Source organism: Lachnospira pectinoschiza (genome assembly GCF_900103815.1).
GTDB classification, from domain to species: Bacteria; Bacillota; Clostridia; order Lachnospirales; family Lachnospiraceae; genus Lachnospira; species Lachnospira pectinoschiza_B.
This window is the reverse complement of sequence record NZ_FNHZ01000003.1, coordinates 225,608-238,096: the sequence shown is the minus strand read 5'-3', so window position 1 is coordinate 238,096 and position 12,489 is coordinate 225,608. Positions and strand designations below refer to the sequence as shown.

11 protein-coding genes are annotated in these 12,489 nt (G+C 35.6%); 9 read left to right on the top strand and 2 right to left on the bottom strand.

The window, feature by feature from the left end; genetic code table 11:
• The first annotated feature begins 1 nt into the window (after window position 1).
• Both BLQ66_RS06845 and pflA read left to right on the top strand, forming a co-directional pair.
• Window positions 2–220, top strand: coding sequence for a hypothetical protein (locus tag BLQ66_RS06845; RefSeq protein WP_074521528.1), 219 nt, complete (start codon window positions 2–4; stop codon window positions 218–220).
• A gap of 196 nt (window positions 221–416) precedes the next feature.
• Entirely contained in the window at window positions 417–1,175 is a 759-nt protein-coding gene (pflA, locus tag BLQ66_RS06840) for a pyruvate formate-lyase-activating protein (protein ID WP_074521527.1), read from the top strand.
• 106 nt (window positions 1,176–1,281) lie between these two features.
• Here pflA and BLQ66_RS06835 read toward each other — a convergent pair whose 3' ends face one another.
• Entirely contained in the window at window positions 1,282–1,659 is a 378-nt protein-coding gene (locus BLQ66_RS06835; protein ID WP_074521526.1) for a metal-dependent transcriptional regulator, read from the bottom strand.
• 206 nt (window positions 1,660–1,865) lie between these two features.
• On the opposite strand from BLQ66_RS06835, the gene BLQ66_RS06830 reads away from it, so the two are divergent.
• Window positions 1,866–3,698, top strand: coding sequence for a nucleotidyltransferase family protein (locus tag BLQ66_RS06830; RefSeq protein WP_074521525.1), 1,833 nt, complete (start codon window positions 1,866–1,868; stop codon window positions 3,696–3,698).
• A 130-nt stretch (window positions 3,699–3,828) separates the two neighbouring features.
• Here BLQ66_RS06830 and BLQ66_RS06825 read toward each other — a convergent pair whose 3' ends face one another.
• Window positions 3,829–4,854 carry a DUF5050 domain-containing protein gene (locus BLQ66_RS06825; protein WP_074521524.1) on the bottom strand — a complete coding sequence of 342 codons (1,026 nt, stop codon included), beginning with the start codon at window positions 4,852–4,854 and terminating at the stop codon, window positions 3,829–3,831.
• 177 nt (window positions 4,855–5,031) lie between these two features.
• Here BLQ66_RS06825 and pheA point away from each other — a divergent pair, with 177 nt between their 5' ends.
• The 6 genes from pheA to BLQ66_RS06795 all read left to right on the top strand — a co-directional run bounded on the left by pheA (window position 5,032) and on the right by BLQ66_RS06795 (window position 12,390).
• On the top strand, window positions 5,032–6,162 hold the full coding sequence (pheA, locus tag BLQ66_RS06820; protein ID WP_074521523.1) for a prephenate dehydratase: 1,131 nt from the start codon (window positions 5,032–5,034) through the stop codon (window positions 6,160–6,162).
• Window positions 6,163–6,219: 57 nt separating this feature from the next.
• Complete coding sequence (locus BLQ66_RS06815; RefSeq protein WP_027431644.1) at window positions 6,220–6,936, top strand: IMP cyclohydrolase; 717 nt, start codon at window positions 6,220–6,222, stop codon at window positions 6,934–6,936.
• A 52-nt stretch (window positions 6,937–6,988) separates the two neighbouring features.
• Window positions 6,989–8,170: a phosphoribosylaminoimidazolecarboxamide formyltransferase gene (locus tag BLQ66_RS06810; protein ID WP_074521522.1), complete on the top strand. Its 1,182-nt coding sequence runs from the start codon at window positions 6,989–6,991 to the stop codon at window positions 8,168–8,170.
• 283 nt (window positions 8,171–8,453) lie between these two features.
• Entirely contained in the window at window positions 8,454–10,160 is a 1,707-nt protein-coding gene (locus tag BLQ66_RS06805; RefSeq protein ID WP_074521521.1) for a cellulase family glycosylhydrolase, read from the top strand.
• A gap of 85 nt (window positions 10,161–10,245) precedes the next feature.
• Window positions 10,246–11,079, top strand: a complete 834-nt coding sequence (locus BLQ66_RS06800; protein ID WP_083330296.1) for a Cof-type HAD-IIB family hydrolase — start codon at window positions 10,246–10,248, stop codon at window positions 11,077–11,079.
• A 36-nt stretch (window positions 11,080–11,115) separates the two neighbouring features.
• Window positions 11,116–12,390 carry a glycoside hydrolase family 25 protein gene (locus tag BLQ66_RS06795; RefSeq protein WP_074521519.1) on the top strand — a complete coding sequence of 425 codons (1,275 nt, stop codon included), beginning with the start codon at window positions 11,116–11,118 and terminating at the stop codon, window positions 12,388–12,390.
• The last annotated feature ends 99 nt before the right edge of the window (window positions 12,391–12,489 follow it).

The window sequence follows — 12,489 nt, the reverse complement described above, 5'->3', positions numbered from 1 at the left end:
TATGTTAACTTTGTTGATGATATTATTTTTTATAGCCTTCTTTAAAATGGCAGTTTTCGTATTTAGAATATTTGGTTCACTTGCAGGAATATTCTTTGGTCTATTTGGATATATTATTCTTGCAGCAGTGGCTTTTATGCTTATTTCAACTTTAAGCTTCTTATTCCCATTCCTTGCGATTGTAGCTTTATTTGCACTATTTAAAAAATGTGTCGACTAATCATATAAGTTCTTTAAAATTTTGTATAAAGCAATATTTTTAAGGAGTTGTCTAGTATTTAGTACAAGAAAAAAAGACCACTCTTATTGATAATAATTATTATATGTGATATATTTAACAAGAAAGTGTATATTGTATACAATCCTATGTATCACTACTAAGATACATTTGCTGATACGAAAGGAGAAGAAGTTATATGAGCGAAATTATTGGTAGAGTTAATTCATTAGAAAGCTTTGGTTCCGTTGATGGACCAGGGGTTAGATATATTGTTTTCTTAAAGGGATGTCACATGAGATGTAAGTACTGCCATAATCCTGAGACATGGAGTATGGAAGGCGGCATGGAGATGACACCAAGCCAGATTATGGAGAAGGCTATTAGATTTAAGGCATATTGGAAGAATGGCGGCGGTATCACAGTAAGTGGTGGCGAAGCTCTTTGCCAGATTGACTTTGTTATTGAGTTATTCAAGCTTGCTAAGTCAAAGGGAATCAATACATGTCTTGATACATCAGGTAATCCATTCTCAATGGATCCAGAATATCTTAAGAAGTTTGACGAGCTTATGAGCTTAACAGATACATTCTTACTTGATATTAAGATTATTGATGATGAGAAGCATAAGATTTTAACAGGATGGACTAATAAGAACATCTTAGAATTAGCTAAGTATTTATCAGACAATAATAAGGATATGTGGATCCGTAACGTATTAGTTCCAGGTGTTACAGACGACCAGGAAGACTTAGAAGGTCTTAGAGATTTCGTTGCAAGTCTTAAGACTGTAAAGAGATTCGAAGTTTTACCATACCACACACTTGGTGTTGTTAAGTATGCAGAGCTTGGAATTAAGTATGAATTAGAAGGAGTATTACCTCCAACTAAGGAAGAAATCCAAAGAGCTAATGATATTCTTGAAACAGAGAAGTATCAGGGCTACTTAGGAAGATAAATTAGATAGCATTGTAAGACTCCTTACAATCTTATATAAATTTTCTGTTATGTAAAAAAACCTACTCAGTTACTGAGTAGGTTTTTTGTTTATTGTCTTTTAAAAATTATTCCCCGATTTGCTCTATAATGACCTTCTTAATTGCTGCAAATGTCTCTTTACTTACATCGTGTTCAATCTTACAAGCGTCATCCTCTGCAATCTGTGGATCAATGCCTAAGCTCTTAAGCCACTTTGTAAGTAATTCATGTCTCTCTAAAATAGTTTCAGCAATTTCCATACCAGCGTCTGTAAGGTAGATATAACCTTCCTTAGTCACTGTAATGTATTCTGATTCACGCAAATTCTTCATTGCGATACTTACGGATGATTTTCTAAATCCCATTTCATTAGAAATATCAATTGAACGAACTACTGGAAGTTTTTTACTTAACATAAGTATTGTTTCTAAATAATTTTCTGCAGACTCGTGAATTCCTGCCATTTTAAAATCCTCCAAATAATTTTAGGTAACATCTACTAGAGACAAGTATATCATGAAATACTCTTGTTTTCAAACTATATATAGATTTTTAAGAATTCTAAAATTCCATTAACTTTTTTTTATTACAAGTTAGTGTTATAATGTTATGAGAGACTGGGAGTAAATTTAATAAAAGAGTAGTACAAAGTAAGAAAGGTTTGCTAGATATGGATAACAACGGGGTAAATGAAGTATTTAATAAGTATAACGTAGATCAGATTGTAGTTCCTGATGTAGTTAAGGAAGATCTACTAAGCATCATAGAGGAGAAGCTATCGAAAGTTGGCTTCTATTATCGTGTTGCCTACAGAGTAAAGACAAGCGACTCTATTTTGAATAAGCTTTTACTTAAACAATACAGAATAGAAGGCTCGCCAAATGAACATAAGAAGATGCAGGATTTAGTTGGTATTAGAGTAATTCTTTACTATGAAGATGACGTAGAGATTTGTAAGGATTTGCTGGATACTATTTTTGCTACACCAGGTATTTGGGAGACAACAGAAGCGTCTGAATATGAGTTTAAGGCAAGTAAGGTGAATGGTATTTTTAAACTTCCATCTTACTTAAGTAAGAATATTTCTAATCCTATGTTATCAGAATATATAGACGATACATTTGAAATACAGGTAAGAACTAACTCCTTTGAGGGTTGGCACGAGATTGAGCATGATACAAGATATAAGGGTTCAGCCTTTGGTGGTAACGAAGCTCTAGCTAGAAAGATGAACTCAATCCTTGCTACTTACGAGCTTTGTGATGATTCCATGGTAGGCTTAATTGAAGATTTAGGACATCATCATTATAAGAATAAGAACTGGAATGATATGCTTAGATGCCATTACAGACTTAAATTTGAAAATGAACCTCTTCATCCATACGTAGAGGAGATTTTCAATAAGGATAATGAACTTGCTAAGCAATTCTATAAATTTAGACGAGGAAAGTTAATTAAGCAGCTGTGCCTTAATGTCTATGGCAGGGCAGCAGAGCTTACAATCACTAACATTGTTAGAATTGTAAATCAGATTGGCCCTAATGATGAAAGACTTAATGACGCCTTTGTAAAGATTGAACTTGAAAAGAAGGAAGGGGCAAGCTTTAATAGACGTCGTAGGTTTGAGCCATTTAAGACCTTAGGCCAGTACAAGGTATTCCACGCTAAGACAGATATTGATCTTAACAACTTAAGTATAGAGGATGCCTTTAGAAAGGCTTCGAATCTTATTTATTCTTGGGTCAACTCAAGATTTAACGAAGTATTTACAGATATTCCAGAAGAGGTGGCAAACTATTCTAATGTAAGTCCTGGTTATTCAGTAATGGTAAATTATAATCCGGATAAGTTTGAATTCGTTGAGAATACAACTCATTTGGATTCCAATGTAGCAACAAGACTTTGGATTTCAGATGCCTACATTAGAAAGAATGGAGACAGACTAGAATTCGAAGTAACCAATAGATATGCAGAACCAGAAGATAGATTTAGAGATTCCGATAATATCCTTTTCTCTCGTCCAAACTTCTATGGTGAAATTGCAGATAACATCGGCATTTGCGATGTGGAAAAGCTAAAGGAAGCAGTTAAGTACGTAGATAATAATGAAGATTTTGAGAATCTCGTATCTCTGGTTAATAACAAGGATAGAAGATTCCCTGTTGTAGTATTTAACGCAGAAGGGGACTGGATTGAAGAGTTTGATATTAACTACTTTGCTTATCTTGTAGGTTATTATTCACACATCAAGATGTTTAGTAATAAAGATCAGGCAAGACGCTTTGCCAACGACTTTGGCCTTAACATGACAGAGTATGTGAACTCTATTACTGTTTTCTATCCAGATAGAGAACCAATTACAAGCTATAATTCTGATATTATGGACAGTTCTTATGAAGTAATTAAATTTGATAAGAAGAAGTATTGGAATGAGACTGGCTGTAGAGCCTTTAGACGTCAATTAGTTGCAGATATTAGAGAGAATAATATCATTGATAGATAAAACTAATAAGATAAGCTAATAAAAAGATAATAAAAAGCTACCATTTAGGAAAGAACCTTAAGTTCTAAACTAGATGGTAGCTTTTTTGTTTTGGCTACTGTCTTTAATTTTCTATAATTTATTATTGCATTTATTTTACCGTAATAATTTCTACCTTTGAAAATGTAGTCGTTGTAGGAACTCTATAAAGAGTCTGTTGGTCAGCGTAATACATAAAGAAGGTATACTTAGAGGTACAATGCACATTTGTAATATTACCTTGGGCAATGTATTCGATTTGAGTACCGTCAACATTTAGTCTATAAAGTCCTGTGGTGTTTCCATCACCCTCAACCTGTGCAAAAACCTTGGTGCCATAGACATTATAGTTAATAACCTTGGCATCGTTTGGCGCAAAGATTTGTTCTAGTACCATAGTTTGCGTATTAAGACGCATAAGGGCATAGTTTTTACTTAGGTCTATGTAATACATATAAGTTCCCTCATAATCTACTAGATAGGCATTGGCATCGTAGAAGAAATGAAGGGAATCGTCCTTAGTATCAAGATAGTAAATTCTATTTCTCTCATCTTCATTGGCAAAATAAATTCTCTGCTCGTAAACATTTGCAACATTATATTCTGTATCACTAATATAGGTGTTGTCTTTCCTATCAATCTTAATCTTTTGAAGAGTAAGTGCTGTCTGATCATCGTAGTGATGATAGAAAATGTAGTTGCCACATAAACTTATCATTCCAGATTTTTCCTGAGTTATGGTCACTATGTGGGAACCATCTAGGTTACAGCGATAAAGACCATATAATTGTCCCTTAAATACCATGGCAATGGCATCGGGAGAATAGTTATTTCTAACGTAATAGATATATTTTCCACAGACATTTAAATAAGCCACGGAATCATCTACTAGCTTTCTTGCGTTAGTACAATCTGAACTCATAACATAAAGGGTGTTTCCATCAGCGGCATTAGCAAAATATATCTTTCCATCATACTCACAAAAAAGGCCGCCATTGTTTAAGTTGCCGGTGGTGTTACCTGTGGCATTGTCCTTATTATAGGTAATTCTACTACTTAAAATGGCATAGGTTACAAATCCAATTAGAGCAATTGCTATAACAGCAGATGCTATGGCGATTTTTACAGGCTTTGACATAAGTCTACCTCCGTTTATTATAAAAAATAATTTATTTAATTAATACGTTCACTTTTTTTTAGTATAACATAAAAAATATCTCTTGTTAAATAGATAAATTCAAGTTAAAATGAAATGGCATGTGTAATATGTAATACATCCTAAGGCAGAAATGCGACACATGGGAGGTAGTAGTAAATGTTAGATTTAGGTGAAATCAGAAAGAATATCGACGGAATAGACAGGCAGCTCGTTTCCTTGTTTGAGGAGAGAATGCGACTTACAAGTCAGGTAGCAGAGTACAAGATAGAAACGGGTAAGAAGGTTCTAGATCCGGAGAGAGAAAGACAGAAGCTAGAGGCTATTAAGGCTTTAGTAGAGAAAGAAGAGAATAAGCATCCAATTGCTGACTTGTTCTCTCAGATCATGGCCAATTCAAGAAAGGGGCAATATATGCTTCTTGAGAAGATGGGTCAGACTTTAAGAGAACCTTATGAAGCAGTAGATGAGATAAAGAAAGAAGGCGCTAAGGTAGTTTATCAGGGAGTTGCAGGGGCTTATGCCTACGCGGCTATGTTAGATTATTTTGGTGAGGATGTTGATAATTTCAATGTTCCAACATGGAAGGATGCCATGGAAGCCGTTAAAGAAGGAAAGGCGGATTACGCAGTTCTTCCAATCGAGAATTCTACCACAGGTAGTATCACAGCAGTTTATGATCTTTTACAGGAATACAATAATTATATCGTTGCAGAAAGCTATGTTAAGATTGAGCACGTTCTTATGGGACTCCCAGGAACAGATCTTTCAAAGGTGACAACAGTTTATTCACACGCTCAAGGCTTAACACAATGCGAATCATTTTTGGAATCACATAAGGAATGGCAGCAGATTAGTCAGCCTAATACAGCAGTAGCAGCTAAGAAGATTTTTGAGGATAAGGATAGTTCTCATGTAGCTATTGCAAGTAAGGAAGCCGCTAAGTTATATGGACTTGAGGTTTTAAAGACTAATATTGCAGATGAAGCCAATAATACAACAAGATTTGTGATTGTATCTAAGACTCGTACATTTATTAAGAATGCTAAGAAGACTAGCATTGTTTTTGAATGCGTCAATGAGCCAGGTTCATTATATAATTTACTAAGTCATATAATTTATAACGGTCTTAATATGACCAAGATTGAATCCCGACCTATAGAGGGAAGCCAGTGGGAATTTAGATTCTTCGTAGATTTCGAAGGAAATATAAATGACCAACGCGTTATGAATGCTCTTAGAGGAATTGAGGAAGAGAGCAGATCAATTCGCCTGTTAGGCAACTATTAATTTTGATTTAACCCCCAGCAGGTTAAATATAAATTATTTTTTTTAAGGAGAAGGAAAATGGAAATCAAATCGCTTGAAAAAGAACTTTTGGGATGTTCATATCCAGGAAGAGGAATTGTCATTGGTATGTCTGATGATAACAAGTACGCTGTAACAGCATATTTTATTATGGGAAGAAGTGAGAATAGCCGTAATAGAGTATTTGCAGTAGAAGGCGAAGGCATTAGAACTGAGGCTTACGACCCAAGTAAGTTAGAAGATCCAAGCCTTATTATTTATGCTCCAGTTAGAGTATTAGACGATAAGACAATAGTTACTAATGGTGATCAGACAGACACAATCTTTGATAATATGAGCAAGGGCCAGACTTTTGAAGAATCTTTAAGAGAAAGAGAATTTGAACCAGATGCTCCTAATTACACACCTAGAATTTCAGGTCTTATGACAGTTAAGGAAGGCAAGTACGACTATGCTATGTCAATCTTAAAGAGCCATAACGGAAATCCAAAGCAGTGTAATAGATATACATTTACTTATGATGCTCCACAGGCAGGAGAAGGTCACTACATCCACACATATATGGGTGATGGAAACCCACTTCCAAGCTATGAGGGAGAACCTACATGGGTTAAGTTATCAGGTGATATCGACACATTTACAAAGACAGTATGGGAAAACTTAAATGAGGATAATAAGGTTTCTTTATTTGTTAGATACATCGATATTGCAACAGGTAAGTATGAAACAAGAATTATTAATAAGCACACAAACTAATTAGTTAAAGAATAATTAAATTCATACTTTAAGTATATGGAGGAAAGTAAAAATGAACGAATTTCAGTTAAAATACGGTTGTAACCCTAATCAGAAGCCATCAAGAATTTTCATGGAAAATGGATCAGAACTTCCAGTTGAAATCTTAAACGGTAGACCAGGTTACATTAATTTCTTAGATGCATTTAATGGTTATCAGTTAGTTAAGGAATTAAAGGAAGCTACAGGACTTCCAGCAGCAACAAGCTTTAAGCACGTATCTCCAGCAGGTGCTGCAGTTGGTCTTCCTTTAACAGATGTTGAAAAGAAGATTTACTGGGTTGATGAAGAAATCGGCGAATTAAGCCCACTTGCATGCGCTTACTCAAGAGCTCGTGGTGCTGATAGAATGTCATCATTTGGTGATTTCATTTCCCTTTCAGATGTTTGTGATGTAACAACAGCTAAGCTTATTCAGCACGAAGTATCTGATGGTATTATTGCTCCTGGTTACACAGACGAAGCTTTCGAAATCTTAAGCAAGAAGAAGAAGGGTAACTACAATATCATTAAGATTAACCCTGATTACAAGCCAGAACCAATCGAGAGAAAGCAGGTTTACGGTGTAACATTTGAACAGGGACGTAACGAATTTGAAATTAACAAGGCTCTCCTTGAAAATGTTGTCACAGACAATAAGGAAATTCCTGACACAGCAAAGATCGACCTTATTATCGCTTTAATTACATTAAAGTATACTCAGTCAAACTCAGTTTGCTATGCTAAGGGTGGTCAGGCAATCGGTATCGGTGCTGGACAGCAGTCAAGAATTCACTGTACAAGACTTGCTGGTTCTAAGGCAGATAACTGGTATTTAAGACAGAATCCTAAGGTACTTAACCTTCCATTTAAGGAAAATGTAGGTCGTGCCGATAGAGATAACGCAATTGATCTCTACATTGGTGATGAGTACGAAGACTTACTTCGTGATGGCGAGTGGGAAAGAGTATTTACTTCTAAGCCAGAAGTATTTACAAAGGAAGAGAAGAGAGCTTGGCTTGATGGTAACACAGAAGTTGCTCTTGGCTCTGATGCATTCTTCCCATTTGGCGATAACATTGAAAGAGCTTACAAGTCAGGTGTTAAGTATATTGCTCAGCCAGGCGGATCTATTAGAGATGACAATGTTATTGAAACATGTAATAAGAGAGGCATTGCAATGTGCTTCACAGGAATGCGTTTATTCCATCACTAATTAGAAACTTTAACTCAGTCGGGGTACAAGCTCCGACTGAGTTAAACGCTCCGCGAGGATGCGCACGGATTCGGACAGGAATTTGTCTGCTGAAGCAGACCCGAATCCGGCGCGCAAGACTCGCGAGCGAGTCTTGACTATAGAAACCTTACACTTAAACTAAATAAAAGTTTAAAAGCCCAATCTATGATAGATTGGGCTTTTTTTAATGGTTAAATTCTTTACCTGTTAAATGTATTGTGATAAAATGAATTTAAGATTTTAGGAGATGGTACAAGTGAATATGAGTAGAAAAAAAGGGATTTTAACAGTTCTTTTGGCACTTGTTTTAGTTTTTGTATCCCTAGATTTTGGCTTTTGCTATAAGAAGGTATTAGCAGACAATGATGCAACTGTAAGCATTGATAAGTCAAATTCTTGGGAATCAAACGGCGAGTATTTTGCGCAGTTTAACATTACAATAACTAACAATTCGTCAAAAAGACTAACAGATTGGCAGTTAAAGTTAGATAAGGGCTCTTTTAGCCTTAGCCAATCTTGGTGCTGTAGTATCACTGATTGCGGAAGTTACTGGCAGATAAGTCCAGAGTCTTACAATCAAGTGATTGAAGCTTCTATGAGTATTTCTAACGTCGGCTTAATTCTTAGTTCTAGTGGGGAGACAAGTCTTGGAAATGTAACTATAGTAACAAGTTATGAGACAACTTCTTCCACAAATCCAACAAGTTCTAGTAATGAATCAAATAACACCACAAACACCACAGCTACTGATTCAACTAGTGACTCTGTTGCAGAGGAAAATCAAGAAGGGGAGCTATTAGATTGTGGCAAATGTGCACTAATCGGGGCAGAACTACATTTTCCATATGCTAATGGAGCCTTGGCTTCAGCGAAAACTGCAATTGATTATTCTAATGAATCTAAGGAATTAGTGGCAAAGGAAAGAGAAAGTACAGAAGCTACAACTAATGAAGAAGAGGTGACTACAGGAGTCGTTGCCTTAGAAGACACAAAAAGCGCAGATAGTACAGTTACAAATAATGATGAAACAGCAAATTCAGGGGATAACAGTCAAATCACATATGGATCTGCAAGAATTCCAACAGGCAGAGTGAGAGTTTCGGGAAGCCATTTGGTGGATTCAAGCGGAAGCCAAGTGCAGTTAAGAGGGGTTAGCACACATGGAATATCCTGGTTTCCAGAGTATTTAAACAGTGCGGCACTTTCGACATTAAAGAATGACTGGGGCATCAACGTGATTCGAATTGCCATGTATCCTAAGGAATACGCTGGCTATTTATCAGGTGGGGATAAGGAAAGTCTAAAATCCAAAATCGATGAAGGGGTTAAAGCAGCAGCCAATCTAGGTTTGTACGTAATTATTGATTGGCATGTTCTAAATTATAATCCTAATGAAACCAAGGACGAAGCTATTGCTTTCTTTAAAGAAATGTCTAATAAATACAAAGATTATGAAAATGTAATTTATGAGATTTGTAATGAACCAGTTGGAGCAGAGTGGTCAAGTCAGATAAAGCCTTACGCTGAAAGTGTTATTTCAGCTATTAGGGAAAATGATTCTCAGGCCCTAATTATTGTTGGCACCAACACTTGGTCGCAGGACGTAGATGCAGTTGTAGGCAATACTATTGATGATGCAAATGTGTGCTATAGCCTACATTTTTACGCTGCAACTCATAAAGAAGCAATACAAAATAAGTTAAAATACGCCATTAATAACGGAGTTCCTGTATTTGTATCTGAATGTAGCATTTGTGATGCTTCAGGTTCAGGTGGAATTGATTATACATGGGCAAATTCGTGGCTTAATTTACTAAACGAAAACAATATAAGTTACATAGCTTGGAGCCTTTGCAATAAGCAAGAAACTTCAGCTCTAATTAAGTCTTCTTGTTCAAAAACAAGCGGTTGGAGTGAAGATGATTATAGTGATGCGGGAAAGTGGTTTAGAACTGCAATAAGAAATTAACATTGAAAAAATTGGACATTTTGTTTACAAAAGTTTCCAATGAGACTATACTATGCAATGTTGTGTCAAAATAGATAGGAGGCTTATGGACGTAAAATTAATTGCTCTAGATTTAGATGGAACAACACTGAATAATAATGGAAAATTATCCGAAGAAACAAAAGATGCTTTAATGACTGCCATGGATAATGGAGTTAATGTGTGTATTGCTAGTGGACGCGCATTTGATGCTCTTCCAGAAGAGGTGTTAAAAGTTCCTGGCATTGAATATGCAATTACAAGTAATGGAGCGGCTATCTATAAAGTTAAGAACAAGGAGCTAATAAAGGCTTATAAATTATTAGCAAGTTCTGTGGATTTAATTTTAAGCATGTCTAAAAAATACAAAGAAATAACATTTGAGTGCTTTATTAATGGAACGGCCTACGCACAAAAGGATTATATTGAGAATCCTCTTATCGTAGGAGATAAAGTACGTTCGGTAGAATACATAAGAAAAACAAGACATCCAATTGATAACATTGTAGAGTTTATCTCAGAAAATAAAGACAATTTAGATTGTATGAATATAATATTAGGAGACTTTGATGTTAGGGAAAAGATTATAGATGAGATAAAATCTTTAACATCCGATGTTTATATTACAAGTGCTAGTCCTGTAATGCTTGAGTTTTCCTATAAGGATTGCGGAAAAGCGTCAGGTCTTAAATTCCTTTCAGAGTACTTAGGGATTGATAGGGATTTAATAGCAGCATTTGGCGATGCAGATAACGACATAGATATGATCAAATTTGCGGGAGCAGGCGTAGCAGTAGCTAATGCCAATGATGCTCTTAAAAAAGAAGCTGATTATATAACACTTTCCAATGACGAGGATGGTGTAGTTTATGCACTTAAAAATATCCTCGAAATTATTTAACTTGAAAACTTAGACTTGAAAATTTGGAGGACAACTATGAAGTTTGGCAAATTATTTGAAGTGGTAAAGGGCTTTTTGTCTGTTTACTATAAGCAAAGTTTGATTGGACTTGCAGCAGCGGCAGTTACGGCAACAGCAGTAACGGGAACTGTAATAGCAGTTAATTCTAATAGTTCAAAGGTTGTAGCAGAGGAAACTAGCGAGGCTACAATTGAAACAGAAGAGATTACTGAAAATGAAGAGACAACAGAAGAGACATTAGAAGAGACAACAGAGGTGGCAGCAGATACAGATGCTGTAACTGAGGAAGACACAACAGTAACAGAAGAAAAGATACTTGATATGATAGCAAGTGGAACTGTAGAAGTTATTCCAATAGAAGAACTTGAAGTAGCTGAAGTGGATACTTCTAATAAAGATGAGGTTATGGGTGGAGGAAATGTTGATTTAGTTGATAATTCAGATGAAGTTACAACAACTCAACCAACAACTCAAGCTCAGACAAGTGAGGCAACTCAAAGCCAAGAGACAACAAATACAACATCACAGGAAACAAGTTCAACACAACAAGAAACTACATCACAACAAGAAACTACAACACAAGCACCTACAACTACAGCAGCAGCTACAACACAAGCTTCAGCTGAATATTCAACGGTTGTAAAGGGTATAGATGTATCTAAATGGCAGGGTTCTATTGATTGGAATCAGGTTAAGGCATCTGGTATTAGCTTTGTTATGATTAAATGTGGCGGACGATATACAGGCGATGGTGGATTGTATGAAGATTCATATTATAGACAGAACATTCAGGGAGCTCTAAATGCCGGTTTAAAGGTAGGTATTTATTTCTTTTCACAGGCAACAACTGTAACAGAAGCCTATGAAGAAGCTTCGTTATGTGTGGATTTAATTAAAGATTACAATATTACATATCCAGTAGCTTTTGACTGGGAATCAGCAAGTGGATATAGAGTGGCATCAGCTAATTTAAGTACAACTGCTTTAACAGAAATTTGTGAAACATTTGCAGATACAGTAAAGAGTTATGGTTATACACCAATGATTTACTTTAATAGAACAGACTGGAGAAATGCAGTTAATACATCGGTACTTACAAGTAAGTATAAGGTATGGCTTGCAACATATTATACAGCTTATTACTATACATCAACTGATTGGCAGTATGGCAATAGTAGACCATATTATTCAGATATTCCTTATTGTATGTGGCAGTATGGCGTAACAAATGTTGTACCAGGTATTAGTGGCTATTGTGATATGGATTTGGCACTGTTTGATTATAATTGATGAGTAATAGAATATTTACTGATAAGAATTTCGGGTCTACATTTGAATATGTAGACCCTTTTTATTATAAAAAAATGGAGAATTAGATATGAAGGATCT

What these genes read in the sequence shown, in the direction of transcription:
- BLQ66_RS06815 (WP_027431644.1), top strand. Translation starts at nt 6,220, where the DNA reads ATGGAAATCAAATCGCTTGAAAAAGAACTTTTGGGATGTTCATATCCA.
- BLQ66_RS06805 (WP_074521521.1), top strand. Translation starts at nt 8,454, where the DNA reads ATGAGTAGAAAAAAAGGGATTTTAACAGTTCTTTTGGCACTTGTTTTA.
- BLQ66_RS06810 (WP_074521522.1), top strand. Translation starts at nt 6,989, where the DNA reads ATGAACGAATTTCAGTTAAAATACGGTTGTAACCCTAATCAGAAGCCA.
- BLQ66_RS06825 (WP_074521524.1), bottom strand. Translation starts at nt 4,854, where the DNA reads ATGTCAAAGCCTGTAAAAATCGCCATAGCATCTGCTGTTATAGCAATT.
- BLQ66_RS06845 (WP_074521528.1), top strand. Translation starts at nt 2, where the DNA reads ATGTTAACTTTGTTGATGATATTATTTTTTATAGCCTTCTTTAAAATG.
- BLQ66_RS06800 (WP_083330296.1), top strand. Translation starts at nt 10,246, where the DNA reads ATGGACGTAAAATTAATTGCTCTAGATTTAGATGGAACAACACTGAAT.
- pheA (WP_074521523.1), top strand. Translation starts at nt 5,032, where the DNA reads ATGTTAGATTTAGGTGAAATCAGAAAGAATATCGACGGAATAGACAGG.
- pflA (WP_074521527.1), top strand. Translation starts at nt 417, where the DNA reads ATGAGCGAAATTATTGGTAGAGTTAATTCATTAGAAAGCTTTGGTTCC.
- BLQ66_RS06830 (WP_074521525.1), top strand. Translation starts at nt 1,866, where the DNA reads ATGGATAACAACGGGGTAAATGAAGTATTTAATAAGTATAACGTAGAT.
- BLQ66_RS06835 (WP_074521526.1), bottom strand. Translation starts at nt 1,659, where the DNA reads ATGGCAGGAATTCACGAGTCTGCAGAAAATTATTTAGAAACAATACTT.
- BLQ66_RS06795 (WP_074521519.1), top strand. Translation starts at nt 11,116, where the DNA reads ATGAAGTTTGGCAAATTATTTGAAGTGGTAAAGGGCTTTTTGTCTGTT.